Source organism: Paracoccus methylarcula (assembly GCF_003007735.2).
GTDB lineage: Bacteria > Pseudomonadota > Alphaproteobacteria > Rhodobacterales > Rhodobacteraceae > Paracoccus > Paracoccus methylarcula.
Genome location: NZ_PXNQ02000003.1, coordinates 145,825 through 171,015, shown reverse-complemented (window position 1 = coordinate 171,015; position 25,191 = coordinate 145,825). Strand labels below are relative to the sequence as shown.

Sequence of the window (25,191 nt, the reverse complement as noted above, 5' to 3'; positions counted from 1 at the left end):
AGAGCTAATGCAATCGGGGAACACCCGGTATTCGTAGATCTGACGGCGGGTTCCGTAGTTCTACGGAGTTTCATGCCCGTCCAGCCACAATCGCGTCATTTCCGCCTGTGAGGTCGTGCCTAACTTGGCGCCGATGGCGGCCCGGTGGCTTTCCACGGTGCGCGGAGACAGGCCTAACCCCTTGGCTATCTGACGGGTGGTGAAACCTTCGGCGATGCGGTCGAGCACCTCGCGTTCACGTGGCGTCAACGAAGCCAAAAGCGCCAGTGTCTCCGCCTTTTCGGCACGGCGGTTCAACATTTGCTCCAACGCCTCCTGCCCTCTCTGGATGGCATCGATGAGATCCTGCTCGTCGATCGGCTTGGACAGGAAATCGACCGCACCGTTGCGAAAGGCGCGTCGGCAAGCGTCGATGTCGCCATGCCCGGAGATGACGATGGTCGGCCAGTCGATGTTTTGCGCGGTCAGCCGCTCTTGCAGTTTCAGGCCGGAGATTGCCGGCATCCGGATATCGAGGACCAGGCAGCCGGGCGCGAGTTTCGGCACCTGGGCAAGAAATGCCTGGGGATCGGCGAAACCCGTGACCTCGATGCCGACCGTGGACAAGAGCAGGCCAAGCGCATGGCGCACGGCCTCGTCGTCATCCACGAGGTAGACGGGATGTATCATTGCGCGGCCTCCGCTATCCCTTCGACACGCGGCAGAACGACCCGGAAAGTCGCGCCCGTTCCACCGTCCACCAGGGCAATTTCACCGCCCGCACGCTCCACCAGGCGCTGGCTCAGCGCAAGGCCAAGGCCCGTGCCGTCGGTGCGCGTCGTGGTGAATGGTGTGAACAGGCGTGGACGTAACTCCGCCGGCACGCCGGGGCCGTTGTCGGAAATCTCCAGGACGACTTCATTTTCCCGCAGCCGCAAGGCCACGATCACCCGTGCCGCGCCACCCCGATCGGCTGTGGCGTCAATCGCATTGCGCAGCAGGTTGAATACCACTTGCTCCATTTCCACCGGGTCAGCGATGACGGGTGCGGGATGATCTGGCAGCCTGAATGCAAGCTGCACATCATGCGACGCGGCTTGCGGGGCGAGCAGGATTTCCACGTTCCTGATCGCATCGCGCAGATCAAAAACCGATCTCGGCGCATTCTGTGGACGCGACCAGTTGCGAAAACGCTCCAGAATGGCGGAAGCCCGGCGTGCCTGTGTCACGGTATCGTCAAGCACCGGTTCCAGTGCCTCCGTATCACCCCGGCCAAGCATTCTCCGCCCAGCCTGAACCTGCGCAAGAATGGCAGTGAGCGGTTGGGTCACTTCATGCGCAAGGCCGCTTGCCATCTCGCCCAACGCGTTGACGCGCGATGCATGGGCGAGGCGTGTTTCCAATGCGTTGAGCCGCGCCTGTTCCACGGCCCTCCGCGTACGCGCCCGCTGACGCAGGATCGACAGGGCCGCGAATCCGGCAAACCCGACAACCAGAAGCGTCAAGCCTGTCCTTGCAGGAGGAAACAGATCGGCAAAACCGATCCTCATCCCCGTTTCCAGCGGCAGGGGCTGGGAGGGGCTGCTGAGCGGCCTGGAAAACCGCAATGTCTCTGGGATCTCCCCCCGCTTGAAGAGCGGATGACCGTCCGGCAGGGACAGGGTAAGCGCGACACCGGATCGCGACCAGAATGGCCCGGCCTCGTCCAGCAGCTTTCCGGTATCGATGCCAAGCATCAAGCCGTAACGTGCAGCATCCGAATTGGGGCTGCGCTTGACCATGATGTAATGATCCGGCTTGTCCGGATGCGGCAGCAAGGCGATGCTGCCGTCCGAGGTCCTGGCGGCCGAACGGATGGTATCGGCAAATGCCGGATCGATGGGTTCCGTGCCGATCATCCGGTCATTCGGGTCAAGAGGAATAAGCTGAACCTCGTCAATACGCGGATAGAAGCGCGAAATGGTCGCCGCAACATCCAGGAACAAATCCTGCCGCTCGCCTTCCGCCGCCGTGGCGAGTGCAGAGAGCGCCGTCAAATGAGCATCGTGCTGATCCACCCGTTGCGAGGCAAGACGATGCAGAACCGCGCTTTCCTGCTCCAGCTCGGCAATCACCGCATTGCGTTCGACAATTGCCAGAACGACGGCTGAAGCAAGCAGCAGGAACAAGCCGATGGCAATCAGCTTGTGCGGGCTTTCAAGGACGGGACGGTTGCTGCGTGTCATGGGCGCATTCCTGCAGTTTATGCGCGTGATCGGAATAATGCTCGACGACGACGCTGCAATATCCTACCCGGTGCCTGTTACGGGGCAAGGCCATAGAATGCAGATGGGTCTGCACCGATGAATCCCGGGTCTATCCCCGGCCCGGGAATCGGCCTGATCCGTTGCGGGCAGGTAATTGTCGTGGCCAGAGCCATCGCCCATGCGAGGGGATCGGGAGTAGGGGGCAAACCGGGTTACAGCCTGCTGCCGATCCTTCTGTCATCCGAACACCCGATATCGAAGAAGCCGCCGGCGTCACCGCATGTCGGGCTCCGCCGGCAGCAATAAAGGTCAGGCTGGCGGCCCCTTCTCGAGGATGGTCAGCTCCGGATCGTAGCGGTCCCAATCGAGCCCCCGGATGCCATAGGTCATGAGCGTCGGCTTGAACCGTGACGGCTCATCCAGGCTGCCGGGATGGATTGCCGTGATCTCGGGATTGGCCGCGAAGGTGACATGGGTCGGCGTGCCGCAGGTCCCGCAGAACGCGTGGAGCTTTTCATTGCCGCTGTCACCGGCAATGCGCCAGATTTGCGGATCACCGGTCACCGTGACCGCATCCGCTCCGGCAAAGACCGCATAGGATGAATGGCCCGTGCCGCTGCGCATCTGGCAATGCCGGCACTGGCAGTGAAGTTCGGCGACCGGATCGCCCGCCGCCTCGTATCGGATGGCGCCGCATGCACAACCGCCTGTGTAGGTTTCCTGGTTCATCGCTTCGCTCCTGTCATTCTGGACGTTTGGCGTTTCGTTCGGAGAACCAAGCCACGGTCGGTTTCATGAAGGACGTCATGCCCAACAGCACCGCGCCTGGTCACTCCCGGATAGGCTACGGGTCTTGTCCGATGAGCGTGAGTAACAATGGTGTCGCGATCCCCATGCGATGCAAATCGATACCTGTCTTGTGCGTCCCGGCGCATCTCCTCCCAAGCGTGTCAGAATTGCCGCGGATTTCATTTCCGCCGGGCTCACCGAAAGGCTCGGGCGGTAGGGCGAAGGCGTTCTTTCCCGAATACCGCCCCATCAGGCCAGCCATCATTCCAGCGGAATCGCGGTTTCGTCCTTGGCGGTGCGGATCACCATCATCGTCCAGTAGCGCGCAACATTGGTTCGGTTCTGAAACAGCCGATGACAAAGCGCGTCATATTCCTCCATGTCGCGCAGGCGCAGCATCAGGATCGCATCGACCTCTCCTGTCACCGCATGAGCCTGGGTGACCGCCTCTTCCCTCGCCGCCAGATCGAGAAACTGCCGCGTATTCGGTTCACCATGGAGCCTCAGCTCCACGGTCACCACGGCTCTCAGCCTGCGCCCGGCCTTGGCAGGGTTCAGGATCGCGACAATCCGGTCAATGACACCTGCCTGACGCAACCGCCGTATCCGCCGCAGGCAGCTTGACGGGGACAGGCCGACCTCATCGGCCATGTAGGCATTCGTGCGCGACGCGTCGCGCTGCAGCAGGTTCAGCAGTTCCCTGTCGATCCGATCCATCCAAATCTCCGAAATCGCGGGGTCCAGCATGCAATAAAATTGCAAAGATGCGCAATCTTTGACCACAAATGCGAATGGGACCGGGTTAGGAAATGATGGCAACAATGCGAGGAGGCCGAAATGTCCGCATTCAGATTCGCCGTCCACAAGACCCAGGAAACATTGCAGATTTACTGGGAATTGGTGCGCATCATGGTGCCGGTCACGATCGTGACCGAGGTGATGTCGCGGACCGGGTTGATCGAGCTTGCCGCCCCCGCCCTTGCGCCGGTCATGGGGCTGTTCGGGCTGCCGCCGGCACTGGGCCTTGCCTGGCTGACGGGAATGCTTGTGGGGATATGGGGCGCGATCGCGATGATCTTCACCCTGGTGCCCGCCGAGTCGATGAGCGTGGCCGATATCACCGTGTTTTCATCACTTGTCCTGATCGCGCATGGCCTGCCAATCGAGCAGAAGATCATCCGGAAGGCCGGGCCGGGATTCGCGGTCACCACGATGATCCGTATTGCCGGTGCAATCGTCTATGCGATGATCCTCCACCATCTGCTTGCCGCAACGGGCTGGCAGGCGGAAACCCTGAACCCGACCTGGATACCCGTGGCGCCTCGACCGACTGGATGGGTTTCCTGGCTGGACTCGTCGAGGCACTCCTCTACATGCTCGCCATTCTCCTGACCCTTGCCTGGGGGCTGGAGGTGCTGAAGTTGATCGGCCTCATGGCGCTGCTGATGAAGCTTCTCGCCCCGGCATTGCGCCTGGCCGGGATCAGGGGCAAAACGGGACAGTTCACCGCCGTCGGCCTGTTCCTGGGCATCTCCTATGGTGGCGGCTTGCTGATCCGCGAAGCGCGGTCAGGCGACCTGCCGCCCCGGCAGGTCTTCATTTCCTGCGTCTTCATGGGCTTTGCGCATAGCATCATCGAGGATACCTTGCTCGTGATGGCCCTGGGCGCGGATGTTCTTGGCGTGCTCGTGGGGCGGCTTGTCTTCGCGGTCGCGGCAACGGCCCTGATCGCGCAGCTCATACGCTCGATCCCGGATGAAACCTTTTTCGCATGGGTGTTCCCGCGCGGGAATCGACATGGAGTGGCGGGTCTGTAGAGCGGAGAATCAGAAATTCGGGACGGTTGCTTTTATGTTTGGTTGTGCCGTGGCGTCCGTTCCTGCCGAATGACGGAACAGGGACCATTTGCGAGGCCAGGGTGGAACTCCGTCCCCGGATTTCAGCAGAAACCCGCACGAAGATTGCCGCTCGCTGCCTGTTTTCCGGGGCTCCGCTGTCCGGGATCCGGGCGGGAAGCTGACCAAGCTTGCCCGCTTCGTGAACGGCCTTTTCCCGGATGGCATGAGGCCACGCTTCGGGATACCGCGCGGGACCCGAAGGTGATCACGCCGCCAAGGCTGTCCCGGGGGGCGGGCCGAGATCCACAGCGGCGGACCAAAGAGGATTACGCCCTTCCGATCCGTGCCGCTTGCTGCCGGACAGGTTCACTCCAACTCGGCGTTGAAGACGAACAGCGTCTCGCCATTGATCTCGTATCCGTCGATCAGTTCCTTCGCCCGCTCCGAGACCAGCCAGTCTTCCAGCTTTTCGGCCAGGTCATGCTTCACATGGTCGTGCTTTTCGGGGTTCACCGGGATATAGGCATATTGGTTGAACAACTCCGGATCGCCGGAATAGAGCAGTTCGAGATCGGCCTTGTTGCCGAAATTCAACCAGCTTGCGCGGTCCGACAGGATATAGGCGTTCATCCCCGCCGCCGTGTTCAGCGCCGCACCCATGCCGCTGCCGACGGCGTTATACCAGTCGCCGACCCCCTCGACATCCAGATCGGCAGCCTTCCACAGGCCCAGTTCCTTCTTGTGAGTGCCACTGTCGTCGCCGCGGCTGACGAAATTCGCCTCGGCCGACGCGATGTCCTGCAAGGCCTCGACGGCGCTTTCGTCATCGGCAATCCCGGCGGGATCGTCGCCAGGGCCGATGAAGACGAAATCGTTATACATGATCTCGCGCCGATGGGTGCCGAAACCATCCGCGACGAACTTGTCCTCGGCCGCACGCGAATGCACCAGGATCGCGTCGACATCCCCGGCCTCGCCCAGCTTGATCGCCTGCCCGGTGCCCACGACGAGCAGCTGGACCTCGAGATCCAGATCCTTCCGGATTTCCGGCAGCAGCACCTCGGCCAGTCCCGAATTGTGGAACGAGGTGGTCACGGCCATCTTCATCTCGTCGGCCTGAGCGGCCGTTCCAATCATCAGGCGGCCAGCCCCAGCATGAGTTTGCGTATCATTCGACGATATCCTTCCGAAACTGAATCCGCAGACAAGACGCTACGGAACCTGTGATATACGGGCGAGTTTCACAGCCGCTTCGCAGCTTCCCTGACCGAGGGCTGCAACCCCCCGCCGCCTGCCTCGACATATTGCAGCAATTGCGCGCGCATCTCCGGTCCCCAGAAATCCTTCAGGTGATCGGCGATCTTGTCAGCCGCGTCTCCGGGCTGGGTGCTGAAGAACAGGGCGATCTGGTTGGCCATCATGACAAGCTTTTCAGGCGACATGGCGAAACTCGGCCTCTAACCGTTCGGGATGGGAAAATAGATCAAATTCTTTACCGCGAGCGAAACCCGCAACCGTTATTCCCGCGCCTTCGGCAAGGCGCAGGGCGTGCAATGTGGGGGCCGAGGCGGCGATCAGGATGGTGCAGCCGGCCATGGCGCATTTCTGCACCATCTCCACCGAGACACGGCTGGTCAGCGCGAAGGCGCCCAGTTCCGCGTCCAGCCCCTGCCGAGCCAATGCGCCGATAAGCTTGTCGAGCGCGTTGTGACGGCCGACATCCTCGCGGGCGAGGATCACGCCCTTGCCCGGCAACAGGAAGCCCGCCGCGTGAACGCCATGGGTGCGGTCATGAAGGGGTTGCCAGCCGCATAGCTGATCGGTGGCGGAGGCGATCTCTTCGGCGGTCAGGGCCGGGCCTTGCCGGTGCAGGACCGGCAGGGCCCGGGTGGCCTGTTCGAGGCTGTCGATTCCGCACAATCCGCAGCCGACCGGACCGGCCAGAGTCCGGCGGCGGGCGTTCAATGCCTCGGCGCGGGGTCCGGTGAGCCACATTCGCGCCTCGATCCCCCTGTCATGGGCAACCGTCTCGCATGAAGCGAGTTGATCCATGCCGGTGACGATCCCTTCGGTGAGGGAAAAGCCGGTGGCGAAATCCTCGATATCGGTGGGCGAGGCCATCATCACCGCATGGGTGGTGCCGTCATAAACCATCGCCACCGGAGTTTCCTCGGGTAAGGTCCGGCGGGTGGCAACTTGGCCGCCCGCCCGGACATGAGTCGTCGGCACCGTTCCGGAGGGTTCCATGCGGTTCATTGCATCACTCCGCCGCCGGCAGAATGCGGCGCGACAGTTCGGCCTGTCGGTTATAACTTTCCTGCCATTCCGAAGGCCCGTTTGACGGGCTGACCTGCACGGCGGTCACCTTGTATTCGGGACAGTTCGTCGCCCAGTCCGAGAAATCGGTGGTGACCACATTGGCCTGCGTTTCCGGGTGGTGGAAGGTGGTATAGACCACGCCCGTTGCCACGCGCTCGGTCAGTGTCGCACGCAAAGTCGTCTCGCCCGCGCGCGAAGCGAGCCGCACCCAATCGCCCTCATTGACGCCGCGCTGTTCGGCATCATGCGGGTGGATCTCCAGGATGTCCTCGGAATGCCAGGCGGAGTTAGCGGTGCGCCTCGTCTGCGCGCCGACATTATATTGCGACAGGATACGGCCCGTGGTCAGCAGGAGCGGAAAGCGAGGGCCGGTGCGTTCATCGGTGGCGATATATTCCGTCACCATGAAATGCCCCTTGCCCGACATGAAGCCGTCGACATGCATCATCGGCGTGCCCTCGGGCGCCGTGTCGTTGCAAGGCCACTGAACCGAGCCCTTTTCCTCGAGCAGCTCGAAGCTGACACCGGCAAAGCTGGGCGTGGTCGCGGCGATCTCGTCCATGATCTGGCTGGGATGGGTATAGTGCCAGCCAGCTCCCATCGCATTGGCCAGCATCTGCGTCACCTCCCAGTCCTCGTAGCCGTTTTTCGGCGCCATTACCTTGCGGACCGGGTTGATGCGCCGTTCCGCATTGGTGAAGGTGCCGTCCTTTTCCAGAAAGGTAGAGCCCGGCAGGAAGACATGGGCGTAATTGGCCGTCTCGTTCAGGAACAGGTCATGGACGATCACGCATTCCATCGCTGCCAGCCCCGCCGCGACGTGATGGGTGTCGGGATCCGATTGCAGGATATCCTCGCCCTGGCAATAAAGCCCCTTGAACCTGCCCTCGACGGCGGCATCCAGCATGTTGGGAATGCGCAGGCCCGGTTCCGGATCGATCTCGACGCCCCATGCCTGCTCGAAAATCTCGCGCACATCGGGCAGCTTGACATGGCGATAGCCCGGCAATTCATGCGGGAAGGACCCCATGTCGCAAGAGCCCTGCACGTTATTCTGGCCCCGCAACGGGTTCACGCCCACGCCTTCACGTCCGATATTGCCGGTCAGCATGGCGAGGTTGGCAATCCCCATGACGGTGGTCGAGCCCTGGCTGTGCTCGGTCACACCGAGGCCGTAATAGATCGCGCCATTGCCGCCCGTCGCGTAAAGCCGCGCCGCCGCACGCAGATCGGCGGCGGGAACGCCGGTCAGCATCTCGATCGCTTCGGGCGCGTGGCGCGGGTCGCTGACGAACTCGGCATAATGCTGGAACTCGTCCCAATCGCAGCGCTCGCGGATGAAGGCCTCGTCATGCAGCCCCTCGGTCACGATCACATGGGCCATGGCGGTGACGATGGCGACATTGGTGCCCGGGCGCAGCGGCAGGTGATGGCTCGCCTCGATATGGGTGGAGCGCACCATGTCGATCCGGCGTGGGTCCACCACGATCACCTTCGCGCCCTGCCGCACGCGCTTTTTCATCCGCGAGGCAAAGACCGGATGCGCATCGGTCGAGTTCGCCCCGATGATCATGATCACGTCGGACTGCATCACGCTGTCGAAATCCTGCGTGCCCGCCGAGGTGCCATAGGTCTTGCCCAGCCCGTATCCGGTGGGTGAATGGCAGACTCGGGCGCAGGTATCGGTGTTGTTGTTCATGAACACGGCGCGGGCCAGTTTCTGCACCAGGTAGGTTTCCTCGTTGGTGCAGCGGCTAGAGGTGATCACGCCGATCGATTTGCGGCCGTATTTCTCTTGCAGCCTACGCATCTTCGCGGCGGCGAAAGCCAGTGCCTCGTCCCAATCGACCTCGCGCCATGGCTCCTCGATGGTCTCGCGGATCATCGGTTTCAGGATGCGGTCCTTGTGATGGGCATAGCCATAGGCGAAACGGCCCTTGACGCAGCTATGGCCCCGGTTCGCCTTGCCGTGCTTGTAGGGCACCATGCGCACCAGTTCGTCGCCATTCAGTTCGGCCTTGAAATTGCAGCCTACCCCGCAATAAGCACAGGTGGTCACGACAGAGCGCTCGGGCGTGCCCAGCTCAATCACCGATTTCTCCTGCAGGGTGGCGGTCGGGCAGGCCTGCACGCAGGCGCCGCAACTGACGCAATCCGAGGCCATGAAATCGTCGCCCGCAGCCCCGGCGCTGACCCGGCTGCCAAAGCCGCGCCCCTCGATGGTCAGGGCAAAGGTGCCCTGCACCTCTTCGCAGGCGCGCACGCAGCGCGAGCAGACGATGCATTTCGAGGGATCATAGGTGAAATAGGGATTGCTCTCGTCCTTGGGGATATAGCTGGCATTTGGCCCGGCCCCGTCGCGCTGTGCAAAGTGATTGGCCAGCCCGCCATTCTCGGGCGCCTTGTAGCGCACATCGCGCAGCCCCACCGCGCCCGCCATATCCTGCAATTCGCAATCGCCATTGGCAGCGCAGGTCAGGCAGTCGAGCGGGTGGTCGCTGATATACAGCTCCATCACGCCCTTGCGCATCCGGCGCAGCTTGTCAGATTGGGTATGCACGACCATTCCCTCGGCCACCGGCGTCGTGCAGGAGGCGGGCGTGCCGCGCCGCCCCTCGATCTCGACGACGCAGAGGCGGCAAGAGCCGAACGCCTCGACGCTGTCGGTCGCGCAAAGCTTGGGCACCTGTATCCCCGCCTCGGCGCAGGCACGCATGACGGATGTGCCCTCGGGAACGGTGATCGGGAAACCATCGACGGTCAGCGTGACCGGCGCGCCGGCCCGTGCCGGTGTGCCCATGTCGCGGTCGTCACCGGGCGGAAATGCAGGAATGATGAAATCCTTCATTCGGCGGCCTCCTTATGGCAGGCGAAATCGTCGGGGAAATGGGTCAGCGCGGACATGACAGGCAGGGGCGTAAAGCCCCCGAGCGCGCAGAGGGAACCATCCTTCATGGTCTCGCAAAGATCGGTCAGCAGTTCCGTCGCGGCCATGTCGCCCTCGGCGATACGGTCCAGCGTCTCGACTCCGCGCACCGCACCGATCCGGCATGGCGTGCATTTGCCGCAGCTTTCGACGGCACAGAATTCCATCGCGAAGCGGGCCATCTTCAACATGTCGGCGCTGTCGTCAAACACCACCAGCCCGGCATGGCCGATCAGCCCGCCATTTTGGTCGAATTCCTCGTAACCCGTCGGCGTGTCGAACTTGTCGGCTGGCATATAGGCGCCCAAAGGCCCGCCCACTTGCACCGCCTTGACCGGGCGACCAGAGGCGGTGCCGCCGCCGATCTCGTTGACGATCTCGCCCAGTGTCACGCCAAAGCCGGTCTCGAAGAGCCCACCATGGCGGACGTTTCCGGCAATCTGCAGGGTCACGGTCCCGCGCGAGCGCCCGATGCCGAGATCGGCATAGTTCTGTGCCCCCTTCTCGAAGATTACCGGCACGGTGGCGAGACTGATGACATTGTTCACCACGGTCGGCCTGCCGAGGAAGCCCTCCAGCGCTGGCAGGGGTGGCTTGGCGCGGACCACGCCACGCTTGCCCTCCAGACTGTTTAGCAGCGAGGTTTCCTCGCCGCAGACATAGGCACCGGCGCCCATGCGGATCTCCATGTCGAACGCGCGGCCCGAGCCCAGCACATCCGGCCCCAGCACGCTGTTCTGCCGGGCAATCCTGACGGCTTCGTTCATCACCCGGATCGCATCGGGATATTCCGAGCGCAGATAGACATAGCCCCTGGTCGCACCGACCCCGAGACCGGCAATCGCCATTCCCTCGATCAGGGTGAAGGGATCGCCCTCCATGATCATCCGGTCGGCGAATGTGCCGCTATCCCCTTCATCGGCATTGCAGACGATATATTTCTGCGGCGCCTCGGCCTCCATCACCGTCTTCCACTTGATGCCGGTGGGAAAGCCTGCCCCGCCACGGCCACGCAACCCGCTATCGGTGACTTCCGTGATGATATCCGGCTGCGACATGGCAGCGGCACGGCGCAAACCGGCCAATCCCCCATGCGCCCGGTAATCGTCCAGATCCAGAGGGTCGATCACGCCGCAACGGGCAAATGTCAGCCGGGTCTGGCGGGCGAAGAAGGGGATCTCCTCGACCGGGCCAAGACTGTCCAACTTGCCGTCCAGCAGCGCAGGCACATCCTCGGGCGCGACCGGTCCGTATCCGACCCGGCCCTGTCCCTGATCGATCTCGACCAGCGGTTCAAGCCAGATCATCCCGCGCGTGCCGTTGCGAATGATCCGGGCCTTGATCCCGCGCGACTTGGCCTCGCGAGCGATCGCATCGGCCACCTCGTCGGCACCAAGCGCCTTGGCGGCGCTGTCCATGGGAACATATATCTTCATGCGCCCACCTCGCTCAGCAGCTTGTCCATGCGGGCATCGTCCACGCGCCCGACAACCCGGTCATCCAGCATCGCCGCAGGGGCACAGGCGCAAAGCCCGAGGCAATAGACCGGCTCGACCGTCACCGCGCCATTTCTGGTCGTATCGTGCCAGCCGATACCCAGCTTCCTGAGCGTGGAGTCCGCCAGCCTGTTGGCACCCATCGACTGGCAGGCCTCGGCCCTGCAGATCTTGAGCACATGCCGGCCGGCAGGCGCATCGCGGAAATCATGGTAAAAGCTGATGACCCCGTGGACCTCGGCACGCCCGAGATTCAGCATATCGGCCAGGACCGGCACGGCGGCCTGCGGCACATGTCCGTAGCTGTCCTGCAACGCGTGCAGCATCGGCAGGAGGGGCCCTTCCAAAGAGGCAAGCGGCGCAACAATGGCACGGATGTCCTCTGCGGTCGGCGCTGGCGCATTCACTTGCATGGCTGGCCTTTCGAATTTGCTTACTGTGCAAGAAAAGCGACTCGTCCATGTGAAATCAATATCGATGTTTCGTGGATTGATAGAAATCATCTATCGTCATGTGAAGCTTGCTGCCATATGCGACAAAATCAGCGCTTCTCAACACAGAGCCGCGGCCCGGTCGCCGTGCCGGAGGCAGGCATCGGATCGATCTGGAGAGGCCTGCTTTCGATCCCGCATCGACGGCGCATATGCTCGGCCATGGCGGAAAGCGGCTTTCTGCACGATGCGCAATCTCCGTGATTGCCTGCTCTCATGCGAGCGGTTATGGCGATGTGATGAGCCGCTATCGCCCGCATATCATCGCGACGCTGTCGCTTGGACTGCCGCTGATCGGCAGTCATCTGGCGCGCATGGCCATCGGCGTCAGCGATACGGTCATGGTCGGGTGGTATGGCGTAGAGGCGCTGGCGGCGCTGGTCATCGCGACCTCCTTCCTGATCATCCTGTTTTTCCTCGGCATGGGTTTCGGCACCGGCGTGATGGGGCTGATCGCCACCGCCATCGCGCGCGGGGACGAGACCGAGGCGCGCCGTTCGACCCGCATGGCACTGTGGCTGTCCGGAATATTCGCACTGGCGGCGATGCCGCTGATGTGGTGGTCCCGGCCGATCCTGCTTGCCCTTGGGCAGACGGAAACCGTCTCGGCGCTGGCGCAGGATTACCTGCGCATCGCGGGTTGGGGGCTGTTGCCGATGCTGGCCGGGCTGACGCTGAACTCCTACCTGGCCGCGCTGGAGCGGACGCAGGTGGTGATGTGGATCACCGTCGTGGGATTGCCGCTCAATATCGCGCTCAACTGGCTGCTCATCTTCGGCAATCTGGGCGCGCCCGAATTGGGCGTGCGGGGGGCGGCAATCGCCAGTCTCAGCGTGCAGATGGCACAACTGGTGATGCTGGTTGCCTATTGCGAATGGTTGCCGATGGCGCGGAAATATCACCTGTTCCAGCGATTCTGGCGCCCCGACTGGCAGGCTTTCTTCGCTGTGGCCCGGCTCGGCTGGCCGATCGGGCTGACCATGACAGCCGAGGGCGGGCTGTTCGTGGCCTCCAACGTGATGATGGGCTGGATCGGCACGCAGGAACTGGCGGCACATGGGATCGCGTTGCAGATCGTCTCGATCACCTTCATGGCGCATCTGGGCCTGTCGAACGCGGCGACGGTGAGGATCGGGCAGGCCAAGGGCCGGGGCGACGCCGCCTGGATGCGGGATGCGGCAGTGACGGTGATAGGATTGTCCATGGCCGTCGCAGTGGCCGCCATCGCCATCTACCTGGCTTTCCCCGAGGCGCTGGTAAGCCTTTACCTCGACCCGGCAGAGCCGCAGGCCCCCGCGATCATCGCCATTGGCGCGGGGCTGCTGTTCTATGGCGCGCTGTTCCAACTGACCGATGCCCTGCAGGTGGTGGCATTGGGGCTGCTGCGCGGAGTGCATGACACGCGGGTGCCGATGTGGATCGCGGGTTTCAGCTATTGGGTGATCGGGATGCCGGTGGCCTACGGGTTGGCCTTCGTCGCGGGTATCGGCGCGCCGGGCCTGTGGCTGGGGCTTGTCTTCGGGCTTTCCTTCGCCGCCGTCCTGTTGCTGCTGCGCTTCTGGCGCGGCCATGCGCAGGGGGACTGGACCCGCACGCAACCGGCGGTCTAACCTGCGCCCGCATCGATCATCAGGAGCTCAGCCATGCGTCCCGTCTTCGTTCAGTTCCGCTGCGAACCCGGCAAGACCTATGAGGTCGCCGAGGCCATTTATGATCGCGAGATCGTCAGCGAGCTTTACTCCACCTCGGGGGATTACGACCTGCTGGCGAAGATCTACATCCCCGAGGACGAGGATGTCGGCCGCTTCCTGTCCGAGCGTCTGTTCGACATTCCCCATATCAGCCGCACGTTGACGACGATGACCTTCCGGGCCTTCTGACGCTTGCGGGGCGGGCGGAAATGAACGAGTCTCGGGGCATGAAGATACCTCATTTCGCTCCGATTCCTGCAGCCTTGCCTGCCACCGTTCCCTTTGTCGGCCCCGAAACGCTGCAACGCCGGCGGGGACGTCCCTTCGCGGCCCGGCTTGGCGCGAACGAGAATGGCTTCGGTCCCAGTCCCAAGGCTGTCGAGGCGATGCGCGTCGCCGTGGCCGGGATCTGGCAATATGGCGATTCGACCAGCCATGACCTGCTGCAGGCGCTCTCGGCGCATCTGGAGATCCCGGCTGCGGGTATCGTCGTCGGCGAGGGGATCGATGGGCTGCTGGGCCTGCTCGTCCGGCTGATGGTCGCAGCGGGGGAGGCCGTGGTGACGTCGGAGGGGGCCTATCCGACCTTCAACTACCATGTCGCGGGTTTCGGTGGTGTGCTGCACAAGGTGCCCTATCGCGACGACCGCGAGGATCTCGAGGCGCTGATCACCCGCGCGCATCAGGTCGATGCGCGGCTGGTCTATCTCTCGAACCCGGACAACCCGATGGGGAGCTGGCATGACGGCACCGCGATAGAGGCGATGCTGGATGAGTTGCCCCAAGGCGCGCTGCTGCTTCTGGACGAGGCCTATGTCGAATTCGCCCCCGCGGAGGCGGTTCCCCGAATCGCCGCCGATGATCCGCGCGTCATCCGGATGCGCACCTTTTCCAAGGCCTATGGAATGGCGGGCGCGCGGATCGGTTATGCCATGGGCCATCCCGACCTGATCGCGGGCTTCGAGCGGATCCGCAACCATTTCGGTGTTAACCGCATCGCCCAGGCCGGTGCCCTGGCCGCGTTATCCGACCGGGACTGGCTTGTTCATGTCCAGCGCGAGGTCGTCGCTGCCCGTGACGGTATTGCCCGGATCGCGATGGATAACGGTATGAACGCCTTGCCCTCGGCCACGAATTTCGTCGCGGTCGATACCGGACAAGACGGGAGGTTTGCACGCGCCCTTGTCGATCGGCTGGAGGAGGACGGGGTCTTCATCCGCATGCCGGGCATCGCGCCGTTGAACCGTTGCATACGCGTCAGTTGCGCCCCTGCCGCGGAACTCGAGATACTGGCAGAGGCGCTGCCGCCTGCGCTTGCCGATCTGGGCGCGCGCTGACCTGCGGGTGCCGCATCGTTGGAATATGGATATTTGCATGAAGAAGAAGGAATTTCCGCTTCTTCTTCACTTAAATATCCCCGCCGGAGGCATCCACGCGGGTAATCCACGCGAATGCCGCATCTTCAGCGCATCGCCTGCAACTGGGCCAGCGCCGCCTGCAGCCGGGCGATGTCGTCATCCAGGGCGGCAAGCTTTTCGCGTGTCTCTTCGATCACATCCACATCGGCGTTTTGCACGAATTTTGGGTTGTCCAGCCGCTTGCGCAATCCATCGGCGTCCTTTCCCGATTTCGCCAATGATTTTTCCAGCCGCGCCGTTTCGGCCGCGGCATCGATCACGTCGCCAATGGGCAGGGCAAAGCTGGCGCCCTGTGCGGAAACGGCGATCATGCCCTTGCCCGCCACGCCGTCCTGCGGGGCGTTGACGCGGGCCAGCCGCTCGATCAGGGGGGCGTTGGCGGTCAGTGCCCTGCTTGCAGCGGCATCGGCCTCGGTCACGATCAGGTCAAGCCTTGCGCCCGCCGGAACTCCCATCTGGGCGCGGGCCGAGCGGATGTCCTCGATCAGCGAGATCACCCAGTTGATCTCGCGGTCGGCATCCGCGTCGATCAGTTCGGCGCCATATTCCGGCCAGTCGCCATGGGCCAGCATCTTGCCGCGCTCGCCGGTCAGCGACCAGAGCTCTTCGGTCACGAAAGGCATGACCGGATGCAGCATCAGATAGCATTGATCCAGCACCCAGCCCATCGTGGCGCGGGTTTCATCGGCATATTCGCCGTCGAACAGCGGCTTGGCGAATTCAACATACCAGTCGCAGACCTTGCCCCAGACAAAGGCATAAAGCCCGTTCGCCGCGTCGTTGAAGCGATAGCTTGCCAGCGCCTCGTCGGTGGCCATGCGGATACGGGCGGTCTCTCCGATGATCCAGCGGTTGACGGTGTGGCGCGGGGCAGGGCGATCGCCTCCGCCGCGAACGCCGTTCATCTCGGCAAAGCGGGAGGCGTTCCAGATCTTGGTAACGAAATTGCGGAAGCCCTCGACATGGCGCGGCCCCAGCTTCGGATCGCGCCCCATCGCCGCCATCGAGGCCAGGGTCATGCGCAGCGCATCGGCGCCGAAATCGTCGATCAGGGTCAACGGGTCGATGACATTGCCCTTGGACTTGGACATCTTCGCGCCCTTCTCGTCGCGCACCAGCCCGTGGACATAGACGGTGTGGAAGGGTTCCTTCTCGACGATGGCAAGCTGCATCATCATCATCCGGGCGACCCAGAAGAAGATGATGTCAAAGCCCGTCACCAGAACATCGGTCGGAAAATATTTCCGAAGCGCCTCGGTATCCTCGGGCCAGCCAAGCGTGCCGATGGGCCAGAGACCGGATGAGAACCACGTGTCGAGGACGTCGGGGTCGCGGTAGAGAGTGACAATGATGTCATTGTCTTCGATGCTGACCAGTGGCAGTGCAGGGTCGCGATCTTCCCCACCTGCATTTTTACCTATTAACCGCTCTCGAAGCGCTTCTAGTGGTTCGAACTCAATTATTATATTTTTGTTTGTTTGCGCGGAGTAAAATTTCTCCACTTGCTCACGGATTTCGGCTTCGTTGGCGCCGCAGAATTGCTTCGGAGCTTGGAAAACCTCTTTCAGTCCGGTGCCGATGTTGACATCTTTAGGCCCATACCACACCGGTATCTGATGCCCCCACCAGAGTTGCCGGCTGATCGTCCAGGGCTCGATATTCTCCAGCCAATGGAAATAGACCTTCTGGTGCTGCTCGGGCAGGATCGTGGTGCGGCCCTCGCGCACGGCGTCGATGGCGGGTTGCACGATCTTTTTCGTATCCACGAACCATTGATCGGTCAGCATCGGCTCGATCACCACATTCGAGCGATCGCCGAAGGGCTGCATGATCTTCTTGTTCTCGACGAATGGTGCGCCCTCGGCATCGGTGACGGCCAGCCCCTCCTCGGTAATGGCCTCGATGACGCGCTTGCGGGCATCGAACCGGTCCAGCCCCCGCAGCTCTTCGGGGACGAGGTTGACCGCCGAGACATCGCCCACATCCTCGCCATTCGCGGCGCGGGTGGCGATGGCGGCGCTTTCTTCATAGGACAGCCCGTCCATGCGCATCGCGCCCTTGCTATCCATCAGCGCGTAAAGCGGGATGCCGTTGCGGGTCGCCACGCCGTAATCGTTGAAATCATGCGCCCCGGTGATCTTGACCGCGCCCGAGCCGAAATCCGGATCGGGATATTCGTCGGTGATGATCGGGATCAGGCGGCGGTGTTCCTTGGGACCGACCGGGATCTCGCACAGCTTGCCGACGATGGGGGCATAGCGGGGGTCGTCCGGGTGAACCGCGACCGCGCCATCGCCCAGCATGGTCTCCGGGCGGGTCGTGGCGATGGAGATATAGTCGCGGGTCTCGCGCAGGGTAACGTTGCCGTCCTCGTCCCGCTCGACATATTCATAGGTCTCGCGTTCACCAGTTTCAGGATTGGCCGCCAGCGGATACTTGAAATGCCACATATGGCCGGGCACCTCGCGGTTCTCGACCTCGAGATCGCTGATCGCGGTCTCGAAATGCGGGTCCCAGTTCACCAGCCGCTTGCCGCGATAGATGATGCCCTTGTTGTAAAGCTCGACGAAGACCCGGATCACGGCGTCGTGGAAATTGCCTTCTTCGCCAGCCGGGGCGCTTGGAGCGCCGGACATGGTAAAGGCGTTGCGCGACCAGTCCAGCGAGGCGCCAAGGCGCTTGAGCTGGTTGATGATCGTGCCGCCGGATTCCTGCTTCCATGCCCAGATTTTCTCGACAAAGGCATCGCGGCCGATCTCGCGCCGGTTCGGCTCCTGCCGTTCCATCATCTGCCGCTCGACGACCATCTGCGTGGCGATGCCCGCATGGTCCTGTCCCGGCTGCCACAGCGTGTCGAAACCGCGCATCCGGTGCCAGCGCATCAGGATATCCTGCAGCGTGTTGTTGAACGCGTGGCCGATATGCAGGCTGCCGGTCACGTTGGGCGGGGGGATCATCACCGTAAAGGTTTCCGACCGCGAGGCATTGGCCCCGGCGGCGAAGGCGTTCGTCTTTTCCCATTCGGCGCTGATGCGGGCCTCGGCGGCCCTGGCGTCAAAACTCTTTTCCATGCTCATCCTGGCGATCCCCTTGCTTGGGCACCCGATTACCGAAGCCGAGCGGAAAGGCCAAGACCGCGGGATCGATTGAGATCTTCTTCGATGTTAACGGAGAACGAGATTTTACTTGCCACCACGGGTTTATGCCGATGTGATGGCGGGACATCCGGAACCGGGGTAGGAAAACCCGGTCGAAATAAGCAAGGGAGGATTACCGATGAGACAACTGTTGATCGCGACCTGTGGATTGGCGCTCATGTCGGGGACGGCACTGGCCGATCCGGCGGGCTGTGACGATGGGGAAACCGTGGTGAAATTCAGCCATGTCACCAATAGCGACAAGCATCCCAAGGGCATAGCCGCCGCGCTTTTCGCCGAACGTGTGAATGCCGAGATGGACGGCAAGATGTGCGTCGAGGTCTATCCGAACTCGACGCTATATGACGACGACAAGGTGCTGGAGGCGATGCTGCAGGGCGATGTGCAGATGGCTGCGCCGTCACTGTCGAAATTCGAAACCTTCACCAAGGTTTTCCAGATCTACGACCTGCCCTTCATGTTCAAGAATATCGAGGCGGTGGATGAATTCCAGGCGTCCGAGGCAGGGACGGAAATGAAGGCGTCGATGGAACGCCGCGGTCTTTCGGGGTTGGAATTCTGGCATAACGGGATGAAGCAGTTCTCGGCCAACAAGCCATTGGTCGAACCCGGGGACGCAAAGGGCCTGAAATTCCGCGTGCAGCCGTCGGATGTGCTCGTCGCGATGATCGAACAGCTTGGCGCATCGGCTCAGCCAATGGCCTTTTCCGAGGTTTACGGCGCATTGCAGACCGGCGTCGTGGACGGGCAGGAAAATTCCTGGTCGAATATCTATGGCCAGAAATTCTACGAGGTGCAGGACGGCTCGACCGAAACGAATCACGGCGTGCTCGATTACCTGGTTGTCGCCTCGACCGATTGGCTGGACGGCCTGGACACGGATCTGCGCGAGAAGATGCTGACCATACTTCACGAGGTCACGGCAGAGCGTAACGCCGCCGTCAACGAGGTCGATCAGGAGGCGCGCCAGGCAATCCTGGATGCCGGTGGCGAGATCCGCGAACTCACCGATGAGCAGCGTCAGGCATGGGTGGATGCGATGAAGCCTGTCTGGGAGCAGTTCGTGGAAGGTGTCGGACAGGAGAATATCGACGCCGTTCAGGCGATAAACGCAAATTACTGACCAGTGCCCGGCCCGTCCTGGCGCAGGGCGGGCCTTTTTGTTCAGGAGGCGACATTGAGCCAGCGATATGAACCGCGTGGCCTGTTGGGCCGCATTGCCAACAGCCTGGAAGAGAATGTGATAGCGATCATCCTGGGATTGATGACGGTGATCACCTTCGCCAATGTCATCATGCGCTACATTTTCCAGAGCTCGCTGATCTGGGGACTCGAAACCACGCTGGTACTGTTCGCGTGGCTCGTGCTGATTGGCATGTCATATGCCGTCAAGATCAATTCCCACCTGGGCGTGGACGCGATCATCAATATTCTTTCACCTTCCCTGCGCAGGCTGCTGGCGCTGTTCGCGGGGGGGATTTGCGTCATCTACGCGGTATTGCTGCTGAAAGGGGCATGGGACTACTGGGCACCCTTCGCGGGTATGCAGCAGACCGGGGGACGGTGGTTCCCGACCGGCTTCATCGAGACCCGGGACCGGGCCTTCTACACGACCGAACAGATCCCGATGCCGGGCTTTCTCGCCTGGATGGGCGATGCGTTCAACCAGGGCGAGGCTTACGATAAACTGCCCCGCCTTGTTCCCTATTTCGCGTTGCCCCTGGGCGTCGCGCTGCTGCTTTTCCGATTGCTGCAGGCGATGTGGCATATCTGGACGGGCGAGCGCCAGGGATTGATCGTCAGCCATGAGGTCGAGGACGCGATCGAGGATATCCGCCACCTGGACCGGGGGAACTGACCGGATGGACGTTGCAATTCTTTTCGTTCTGATCGTCGGGCTGATGCTGATCGGTGTGCCGATCGCGATTGCACTTGGCCTTTCCTCGACACTGTTCCTGCTGCTGTATTCCGATACGTCGCTCGCCTCGATCGCGCAGACATTGTATAATTCCATGTCGGGTCATGCGACGCTCCTGGCGATCCCTTTCTTCATCCTCGCATCGAGCTTCATGTCGACCGGCGGCGTGGCGCAGCGGATCATCCGTTTCTCGATCGCCTGTGTCGGCCATCTGCCGGGCGGGCTGGCCATCGCCGGGGTTTTCGCCTGCATGATGTTCGCGGCGCTGTCCGGTTCCTCGCCCGCAACCGTGGTGGCCATCGGCTCGATCGTCATCGCGGCGATGCGGCAGGTCGGTTATTCCAAGGATTTCGCGGCAGGGGTGATCTGCAATGCCGGTACGCTCGGCATCCTGATCCCGCCCTCGATCGTGATGGTCGTCTATGCCAGCGCAACCGATGTGTCGGTCGGCCGGATGTTCCTGGCTGGCGTCATTCCGGGGCTGCTGGCCGGGGGGCTGCTGATGGTCACGATTCTCGGCATTGCCTTGTGGAAGAACATGCCGCGCGGCAAATGGCTGGGATGGTGCGAAATCTGGGACAGTTTCAAGGACGCCTTCTGGGGGCTGATGCTGATCGTCGTCATCATGGTCGGGCTCTATGGGATCCCCGGTGTGACGAAAGCGATCTTCACCCCGACCGAAGCCGCCGCCGTCGCCTCGGTCTGGGCCTTCATCGTGGCGCTTTTCATCTATCGGGACATGGGCCCCCTGCGCGATGGAGAGAACCGCATCCCCCTGTGGAAAAAGCCGCAGGCGCTGGTGACGGTATTCTTCCATCCCGGCACGCGCGGCGTGCTGCTGGAAGCGGGCAAGCTGACCGTCACCCTGATGTTCATCATCGCCAATGCGCTGATCCTCAAGCATGTGCTGACGGATGAGCAGATCCCGCAAAAGATCGCCGGGGTCATGCTGAGTGCCGGGTTGGGCAAGGTCATGTTCCTGGTGATCGTCAACGTGATCCTGCTGATCGGCGGGCAGTTCATGGAGCCGTCGGGTCTGTTGCTGATCGTGGCGCCGCTGGTCTTTCCGATCGCGCTCGAACTGGGCGTCGACCCGATCCATCTGGGCATCATCATGGTCGTGAACATGGAGATCGGGATGATCACGCCGCCGGTCGGATTGAACCTGTTCGTCACATCCGGCGTGGCAGGCATGTCGATGATCCGCGTGGTGCGCGCGGCGCTGCCCTTCCTTGCGGTGCTGTTCCTGTTCCTGATCCTGGTCACTTATGTTCCGTGGCTCAGCACATGGCTGCCCACGCTGATGATGGGACCGGAGGTGATCATCAAGTGACACCCGCCTCGTTCCGGCTTTGCGCCGGAACAGCGGAACGCCGCAGAATAAAACCCGCCGAACACAGGTCTCGCCACGGCAAACAGGTCGAAGCGGGACCCTGCCCTCCTCTGACAGTGGCTCGACGGAGGGGTAGGGGCTACGGTCGCCCTCACTGAGAGGCGGATGTTTCCGGGTTATCAGCTTCGGCGGTCTCGATTCGCCGTTTCAGCAGATCGGGCAGGGCCGGAGCATCGAGGATCGTCATATGCGTGGTGTCGGGCAGTATCGTCAGCCATGCGCCGGGGATGGTTTCGGCAAGATGCACCGCATGGGCGGGCCGGACGAAGTCGCGATCTCCGATGGCGATCATCGCCGGCACCGGGATCGCGGCCAGTTCCTCGTCGCTCCATCCCCAATCCGAGATCAGCAGGGCGTTCAGCTTCTTCATCAGCGGCACCATGGCGCCCGAGCCGCCGGGATTTTGCTCTTCGAAACCGCGTCGCATTTCGAGGAAATCCTTGGGTGAAGGCAACAATTCGACGATCTCGGGAGAGGGGGCGTGATCGGGATTGCGGTTCATCTCGACCAGTTCGGGCAGCATGCCGTCGTTATTCTGGCTGGCCGAGATCGCGGTCAGCGAAGCGACCCGTTCGGGCGCGTTCACCGCCAGTTCCAATCCCAGCATGCCGCCAAGCGAGAAGCCGATGACATGGGCCTTGTCCACCCGCAGGGCGTCCAGCACGCCAAGCGTGTCGGTGCGCATCGTCTCCAGCGTGACCGGACCCTCGTGATCGGCGGTATGGCCGTGGCCCTGTTGATCGATGCCGATCACCGGGCGGTCCTGCGACAGGGCCGGGATCAGTTCGGCCCATGCCAGTTCGGTATTCATCATCCCGCCATGCAGCAACAGCACTGGTGTCTGTTTCGCGGTCAGTTCGCCGTGAAGCTCGTACCAGACCTCGTGCCCGTCCACATTCGCGGTTTCACCCAGGGCATGAAGCGGCAGCACGATGAGCGCCGCCGCGACCGTCAGATGCAGCCTCATGCCGATGCCGCCGCCTTTTTCGCATCGGCGGCATGCCAATGGGCCATGTGATCGGCCATGGCGCGGGTGAAGGCGGGGCGGGATGTGGCGCGTTCCAGATATTCGGCAAGCTTCGGCAGATCGTCGAGCAGGCCGTTCGCGGCCGGAGCGCGCAGGATATCGGCCATGAGAAGATCGGCAACGGTAAAGCTGCTGCCGGTCAGCCAGTCACGATCCGCCAGAGCGTCCTGCAGCAAGGACAGCCTGCCGCGCAGGGATTTCTCGAAGCGGGCGGCGGCGGCCTCGTCCTTGTCGAAGAACCTGGCAATAGCCCATTGCATCGCATAGGGCTCGACGCTGTTAAGCGCGGCGATTAGCCATTGCCGGGCAAGGGCGCCCTCCTTGCCGTCCGGGATCAGCGGAGTCCCCTCGGCCAGGTGCAGCAGGATGGCACCGCTTTCGAACAGCGACAGGTCGCCATCCTTCAGGATCGGCACCTGCCCGAAAGGCTGCCGCGCGAAATGCTCGGGAATTTTCTCCTGCACCGGGACGGTGTCAATGTCATAGCTCCGCCCGATTTCCTCAAGCGCCCAACGCGGGCGGATATCGCGCACATAGCCATGTGCGAATTCGGGAACCCAGTCAAAGGTGGTGATGGTGACTTTGGCAGACATCAGATTGTCTCCTTCGGGCCGACGACGGCGAAATGCGCGCCCTGCGGGTCACGCGCGATGGCGATGAAGGCGCCGCCGGGGACTTCTTGCGGGCCATGCAGCATCTCGCCGCCATGCGTCTTGATGCGTTCGATGGCCGGGGAGACCCCGTTCACGCCGAAATAGGGCAGCCAGCAGGGGACCGGAGCATTGCCCAGCCCCATCATCCCGCCGATATCCGTGCCGTCATGCGAGAAAAGCTGGTAGTTGCCCATCTCGCCCATATCGATGGGCGTGGATTTTTGCCAGCCAAGCAGGCCGGAATAAAAGGTGAAGCCCGCCTCTGGATCGGTGCTCATCAGCTCGTTCCAGTTGCCGTGTCCCCCCTTTCCCTGATCGAAGGCGGTCCCGTCCTGACCGTTCTCCATCGGTTCAAGCTGCATGATGCCGAAAGCCGCGCCCTGCGGGTCGGCGGCGATGGCAAAGCGGCCGGTGCCGGGAATGTCCTCGGGCGGGCGGTGGATCGAACCGCCCGCGGCCACGATATCGGCAGCCGCCTTGTCGGCGTCGTCAACGGCGAAATAGATCATCCAGAAGGGTGGTATTTCGCTGACATCCGGGGGCATTACCATCAATCCCGCCACCATGTCGCCATCGGATTTGGCAAGGTGATAGTCGAAGCCCTCCATCCCGGAATCCTCGGCCTGCCAGCCAAGGATCTCGCGGTAGAAATCCCCGGCGGCGGCGAGTTTGCCCTCGCCGGTCGCCAATTCATACCAGCAAGGGCGGCCGTGTTTGATCGTCATGATCCGCCCTCAGCTTTCGTCGACGATAGGCGTGAAGCCGCCCCAGAACATCCGCATGCCGTCGAAGGGCATCTCGGGCATTTCCTTGCCCTCGAAATCCTCGGCCATTGCCGCGAATGCCTTGTCGGCGGTATCGCGATCCGGCCATTCGATCCACGAGAACAGCGGGGTTTCGTCGTCCTTGCACTTGGTGGCGCGATAGAAATCGGTCTCCTTGCCATGCGGGACATCCTCACCCCAGCCTTCGATCATGCGGATCGCGCCGCGTTTCTTGAATATCGGCCATGACTCCACGGCGTGATCGATAAAGGCCTGCTTGTTGGCGGTCGGAACGGCAAGAACGAAACCGGAATAATAGGTCATCTCATCCTCCTCTGTCGGGAATACGAATCGAAGCATGCCTATTGTAGTATGAAAAAGCAACTGATAGTATGAATTTATGATGAAGGACGGCGAAAAGATGCGGATCAGGTATGACGAAGGGTGCCTGGCGGCCCATGCGCTGAACGTGGTCGGCGATCGGTGGGCTTTGCTGGTGGTGCGGGAACTGATGTTCGCGGCCAAGCGGTTTCAGGTGATCCGCTCGGGCCTGCCGGGGATCACCGCGGGGGTGCTCACCCAACGCCTGGCGCAACTGGTCGAGGCGGGGGTGGCGCGGCATGATCCCAATACGGGCGCCTACGCGCTGACCGAATCGGGGCGCGACCTGTTTCCTGTGCTACAGGCGATCGGCCGTTGGGGGGCGAAACATCCCGGCCATGATCCGCGCCGCTTCATCAGCCCGACGGCGCTGATGATCTCGATGACGGCGATGATCGATCGGACCGCCGCGCAGGGCCGGCATATCACCGCAGGATTCCGTTCCGGTCACGAAGGGTTCGTCATGCGGCTGACGGGTGATGGTATTACCCGGATCGAGGCGGCGCAGGAGATCGAGGCGGATTTCGTGCTGGAAGGGGATGGCAACAACCTGGCCGCCGCCGTTTACGGGTCGACTCCCCTGGCGGAGCTTGCGGCTGCAGGCACGATCTCCCTCACGGGACATGCCGCCGCCGCGCAGCGCTTTGTCAATCTGTTCAGCTTGCGGCGGGACTGATCCCGGTCCGGTGCCCGCGGAACAAGGG

Annotated in this window: 24 protein-coding genes; 9 read left to right on the top strand and 15 right to left on the bottom strand. The window is 62.4% G+C overall.

Annotated elements, in window-relative coordinates:
* Positions 1-60: 60 nt before the first annotated feature.
* From A7A09_RS06315 to A7A09_RS06295, 4 genes are all read right to left on the bottom strand, one after another.
* Entirely contained in the window at positions 61-669 is a 609-nt protein-coding gene (locus tag A7A09_RS06315; RefSeq protein ID WP_106690578.1) for a response regulator transcription factor, read from the bottom strand.
* Positions 666-2,204, bottom strand: a complete 1,539-nt coding sequence (locus tag A7A09_RS06310; RefSeq protein WP_106690577.1) for a sensor histidine kinase — start codon at positions 2,202-2,204, stop codon at positions 666-668. The genes A7A09_RS06315 and A7A09_RS06310 overlap by 4 nt, the downstream gene beginning before the upstream one ends.
* Positions 2,205-2,534: 330 nt before the next feature.
* On the bottom strand, positions 2,535-2,954 hold the full coding sequence (locus A7A09_RS06305; protein WP_106690576.1) for a GFA family protein: 420 nt from the start codon (positions 2,952-2,954) through the stop codon (positions 2,535-2,537).
* A gap of 321 nt (positions 2,955-3,275) precedes the next feature.
* The gene (locus A7A09_RS06295) at positions 3,276-3,731 is read right to left on the bottom strand and encodes an Lrp/AsnC family transcriptional regulator (RefSeq protein ID WP_106690781.1); all 456 of its coding nucleotides are present in this window, start codon (positions 3,729-3,731) and stop codon (positions 3,276-3,278) included.
* 120 nt (positions 3,732-3,851) lie between these two features.
* Here A7A09_RS06295 and A7A09_RS21030 point away from each other — a divergent pair, with 120 nt between their 5' ends.
* Together A7A09_RS21030 and A7A09_RS21025 are read left to right on the top strand one after the other, a co-directional pair.
* Positions 3,852-4,406, top strand: a complete 555-nt coding sequence (locus tag A7A09_RS21030; protein ID WP_211341053.1) for a hypothetical protein — start codon at positions 3,852-3,854, stop codon at positions 4,404-4,406.
* Complete coding sequence (locus A7A09_RS21025) at positions 4,388-4,831, top strand: hypothetical protein (protein ID WP_211341052.1); 444 nt, start codon at positions 4,388-4,390, stop codon at positions 4,829-4,831. The genes A7A09_RS21030 and A7A09_RS21025 overlap by 19 nt, the downstream gene beginning before the upstream one ends.
* 387 nt (positions 4,832-5,218) lie before the next feature.
* Here the strand turns inward: A7A09_RS21025 and A7A09_RS06285 are convergent, their stop codons facing one another.
* From A7A09_RS06285 to A7A09_RS06260, 6 genes are all read right to left on the bottom strand, one after another.
* Positions 5,219-5,989 carry an ABC transporter substrate-binding protein gene (locus A7A09_RS06285; protein WP_106690574.1) on the bottom strand — a complete coding sequence of 257 codons (771 nt, stop codon included), beginning with the start codon at positions 5,987-5,989 and terminating at the stop codon, positions 5,219-5,221.
* 104 nt (positions 5,990-6,093) lie between these two features.
* Positions 6,094-6,294 carry a formate dehydrogenase subunit delta gene (locus tag A7A09_RS06280; RefSeq protein ID WP_106690573.1) on the bottom strand — a complete coding sequence of 67 codons (201 nt, stop codon included), beginning with the start codon at positions 6,292-6,294 and terminating at the stop codon, positions 6,094-6,096.
* The gene (gene fdhD, locus A7A09_RS06275) at positions 6,284-7,108 is read right to left on the bottom strand and encodes a formate dehydrogenase accessory sulfurtransferase FdhD (protein WP_436277786.1); all 825 of its coding nucleotides are present in this window, start codon (positions 7,106-7,108) and stop codon (positions 6,284-6,286) included. The genes A7A09_RS06280 and fdhD overlap by 11 nt, the downstream gene beginning before the upstream one ends.
* Positions 7,109-7,112: 4 nt before the next feature.
* Positions 7,113-10,019, bottom strand: coding sequence for a formate dehydrogenase subunit alpha (fdhF, locus tag A7A09_RS06270; RefSeq protein ID WP_106690572.1), 2,907 nt, complete (start codon positions 10,017-10,019; stop codon positions 7,113-7,115).
* Entirely contained in the window at positions 10,016-11,533 is a 1,518-nt protein-coding gene (locus A7A09_RS06265; protein ID WP_106690571.1) for a formate dehydrogenase beta subunit, read from the bottom strand. Before A7A09_RS06265 ends, fdhF begins: the two co-directional genes overlap by 4 nt.
* Positions 11,530-12,006, bottom strand: a complete 477-nt coding sequence (locus A7A09_RS06260) for a formate dehydrogenase subunit gamma (protein WP_170167030.1) — start codon at positions 12,004-12,006, stop codon at positions 11,530-11,532. The genes A7A09_RS06265 and A7A09_RS06260 overlap by 4 nt, the downstream gene beginning before the upstream one ends.
* A 317-nt stretch (positions 12,007-12,323) precedes the next feature.
* Here A7A09_RS06260 and A7A09_RS06255 point away from each other — a divergent pair, with 317 nt between their 5' ends.
* Genes A7A09_RS06255 through A7A09_RS06245 form a run of 3 tightly spaced genes read left to right on the top strand, consistent with a single transcriptional unit; the run spans position 12,324 to position 15,112 of the window.
* Positions 12,324-13,694: an MATE family efflux transporter gene (locus A7A09_RS06255; RefSeq protein WP_106690778.1), complete on the top strand. Its 1,371-nt coding sequence runs from the start codon at positions 12,324-12,326 to the stop codon at positions 13,692-13,694.
* Between the two features lie 33 nt (positions 13,695-13,727).
* The gene (locus A7A09_RS06250; protein WP_106690570.1) at positions 13,728-13,964 is read left to right on the top strand and encodes an Lrp/AsnC ligand binding domain-containing protein; all 237 of its coding nucleotides are present in this window, start codon (positions 13,728-13,730) and stop codon (positions 13,962-13,964) included.
* A 38-nt stretch (positions 13,965-14,002) separates the two neighbouring features.
* The gene (locus A7A09_RS06245; protein WP_106690569.1) at positions 14,003-15,112 is read left to right on the top strand and encodes a pyridoxal phosphate-dependent aminotransferase; all 1,110 of its coding nucleotides are present in this window, start codon (positions 14,003-14,005) and stop codon (positions 15,110-15,112) included.
* A gap of 125 nt (positions 15,113-15,237) precedes the next feature.
* Here the strand turns inward: A7A09_RS06245 and A7A09_RS06240 are convergent, their stop codons facing one another.
* Positions 15,238-18,270 (bottom strand): valine--tRNA ligase, encoded by a 3,033-nt coding sequence (locus A7A09_RS06240; RefSeq protein ID WP_106690568.1) that lies wholly within the window; start codon positions 18,268-18,270, stop codon positions 15,238-15,240.
* Between the two features lie 238 nt (positions 18,271-18,508).
* Between A7A09_RS06240 and A7A09_RS06235 the strand changes: the two genes are divergently transcribed.
* From A7A09_RS06235 to A7A09_RS06225, 3 genes are read left to right on the top strand one after another with little or no spacing between them, the layout of a single operon-like run.
* Positions 18,509-19,474, top strand: a complete 966-nt coding sequence (locus tag A7A09_RS06235; RefSeq protein ID WP_436277788.1) for a TRAP transporter substrate-binding protein — start codon at positions 18,509-18,511, stop codon at positions 19,472-19,474.
* A 54-nt stretch (positions 19,475-19,528) separates the two neighbouring features.
* Positions 19,529-20,209 (top strand): TRAP transporter small permease, encoded by a 681-nt coding sequence (locus tag A7A09_RS06230; RefSeq protein ID WP_245999180.1) that lies wholly within the window; start codon positions 19,529-19,531, stop codon positions 20,207-20,209.
* Positions 20,210-20,213: 4 nt separating this feature from the next.
* Positions 20,214-21,602 (top strand): TRAP transporter large permease, encoded by a 1,389-nt coding sequence (locus tag A7A09_RS06225; RefSeq protein ID WP_106690566.1) that lies wholly within the window; start codon positions 20,214-20,216, stop codon positions 21,600-21,602.
* A 151-nt stretch (positions 21,603-21,753) separates the two neighbouring features.
* Here A7A09_RS06225 and A7A09_RS06220 read toward each other — a convergent pair whose 3' ends face one another.
* From A7A09_RS06220 to A7A09_RS06205, 4 genes are read right to left on the bottom strand one after another with little or no spacing between them, the layout of a single operon-like run.
* Entirely contained in the window at positions 21,754-22,629 is an 876-nt protein-coding gene (locus A7A09_RS06220) for an alpha/beta fold hydrolase (RefSeq protein ID WP_106690565.1), read from the bottom strand.
* Positions 22,626-23,282: a glutathione S-transferase family protein gene (locus tag A7A09_RS06215; RefSeq protein ID WP_106690564.1), complete on the bottom strand. Its 657-nt coding sequence runs from the start codon at positions 23,280-23,282 to the stop codon at positions 22,626-22,628. The genes A7A09_RS06220 and A7A09_RS06215 overlap by 4 nt, the downstream gene beginning before the upstream one ends.
* Positions 23,282-24,067, bottom strand: a complete 786-nt coding sequence (locus A7A09_RS06210; RefSeq protein ID WP_106690563.1) for a VOC family protein — start codon at positions 24,065-24,067, stop codon at positions 23,282-23,284. Before A7A09_RS06210 ends, A7A09_RS06215 begins: the two co-directional genes overlap by 1 nt.
* 9 nt (positions 24,068-24,076) lie before the next feature.
* Positions 24,077-24,430, bottom strand: a complete 354-nt coding sequence (locus A7A09_RS06205; RefSeq protein ID WP_106690776.1) for a DUF1428 domain-containing protein — start codon at positions 24,428-24,430, stop codon at positions 24,077-24,079.
* A gap of 79 nt (positions 24,431-24,509) precedes the next feature.
* Between A7A09_RS06205 and A7A09_RS06200 the strand changes: the two genes are divergently transcribed.
* A complete protein-coding gene (locus A7A09_RS06200; protein WP_245999179.1) occupies positions 24,510-25,163 on the top strand; it encodes a winged helix-turn-helix transcriptional regulator in 654 nt (217 codons plus the stop codon).
* The last annotated feature ends 28 nt before the right edge of the window (positions 25,164-25,191 follow it).

What these genes read in the sequence shown, in the direction of transcription:
- A7A09_RS06260 (WP_170167030.1), bottom strand. Translation starts at nt 12,006, where the DNA reads ATGCAAGTGAATGCGCCAGCGCCGACCGCAGAGGACATCCGTGCCATT.
- A7A09_RS06285 (WP_106690574.1), bottom strand. Translation starts at nt 5,989, where the DNA reads ATGATTGGAACGGCCGCTCAGGCCGACGAGATGAAGATGGCCGTGACC.
- A7A09_RS06280 (WP_106690573.1), bottom strand. Translation starts at nt 6,294, where the DNA reads ATGTCGCCTGAAAAGCTTGTCATGATGGCCAACCAGATCGCCCTGTTC.
- A7A09_RS06305 (WP_106690576.1), bottom strand. Translation starts at nt 2,954, where the DNA reads ATGAACCAGGAAACCTACACAGGCGGTTGTGCATGCGGCGCCATCCGA.
- A7A09_RS06250 (WP_106690570.1), top strand. Translation starts at nt 13,728, where the DNA reads ATGCGTCCCGTCTTCGTTCAGTTCCGCTGCGAACCCGGCAAGACCTAT.
- A7A09_RS06205 (WP_106690776.1), bottom strand. Translation starts at nt 24,430, where the DNA reads ATGACCTATTATTCCGGTTTCGTTCTTGCCGTTCCGACCGCCAACAAG.
- A7A09_RS06210 (WP_106690563.1), bottom strand. Translation starts at nt 24,067, where the DNA reads ATGACGATCAAACACGGCCGCCCTTGCTGGTATGAATTGGCGACCGGC.
- A7A09_RS21025 (WP_211341052.1), top strand. Translation starts at nt 4,388, where the DNA reads ATGCTCGCCATTCTCCTGACCCTTGCCTGGGGGCTGGAGGTGCTGAAG.
- fdhD (WP_436277786.1), bottom strand. Translation starts at nt 7,108, where the DNA reads ATGAACCGCATGGAACCCTCCGGAACGGTGCCGACGACTCATGTCCGG.
- A7A09_RS06295 (WP_106690781.1), bottom strand. Translation starts at nt 3,731, where the DNA reads ATGGATCGGATCGACAGGGAACTGCTGAACCTGCTGCAGCGCGACGCG.
- A7A09_RS06310 (WP_106690577.1), bottom strand. Translation starts at nt 2,204, where the DNA reads ATGACACGCAGCAACCGTCCCGTCCTTGAAAGCCCGCACAAGCTGATT.
- A7A09_RS06235 (WP_436277788.1), top strand. Translation starts at nt 18,509, where the DNA reads ATGTCGGGGACGGCACTGGCCGATCCGGCGGGCTGTGACGATGGGGAA.
- A7A09_RS06240 (WP_106690568.1), bottom strand. Translation starts at nt 18,270, where the DNA reads ATGAGCATGGAAAAGAGTTTTGACGCCAGGGCCGCCGAGGCCCGCATC.
- A7A09_RS06215 (WP_106690564.1), bottom strand. Translation starts at nt 23,282, where the DNA reads ATGTCTGCCAAAGTCACCATCACCACCTTTGACTGGGTTCCCGAATTC.
- A7A09_RS06255 (WP_106690778.1), top strand. Translation starts at nt 12,324, where the DNA reads ATGAGCCGCTATCGCCCGCATATCATCGCGACGCTGTCGCTTGGACTG.
- A7A09_RS06265 (WP_106690571.1), bottom strand. Translation starts at nt 11,533, where the DNA reads ATGAAGATATATGTTCCCATGGACAGCGCCGCCAAGGCGCTTGGTGCC.
- A7A09_RS21030 (WP_211341053.1), top strand. Translation starts at nt 3,852, where the DNA reads ATGTCCGCATTCAGATTCGCCGTCCACAAGACCCAGGAAACATTGCAG.
- A7A09_RS06220 (WP_106690565.1), bottom strand. Translation starts at nt 22,629, where the DNA reads ATGAGGCTGCATCTGACGGTCGCGGCGGCGCTCATCGTGCTGCCGCTT.
- A7A09_RS06200 (WP_245999179.1), top strand. Translation starts at nt 24,510, where the DNA reads ATGAAGGACGGCGAAAAGATGCGGATCAGGTATGACGAAGGGTGCCTG.
- A7A09_RS06315 (WP_106690578.1), bottom strand. Translation starts at nt 669, where the DNA reads ATGATACATCCCGTCTACCTCGTGGATGACGACGAGGCCGTGCGCCAT.
- A7A09_RS06225 (WP_106690566.1), top strand. Translation starts at nt 20,214, where the DNA reads ATGGACGTTGCAATTCTTTTCGTTCTGATCGTCGGGCTGATGCTGATC.
- fdhF (WP_106690572.1), bottom strand. Translation starts at nt 10,019, where the DNA reads ATGAAGGATTTCATCATTCCTGCATTTCCGCCCGGTGACGACCGCGAC.
- A7A09_RS06245 (WP_106690569.1), top strand. Translation starts at nt 14,003, where the DNA reads ATGAAGATACCTCATTTCGCTCCGATTCCTGCAGCCTTGCCTGCCACC.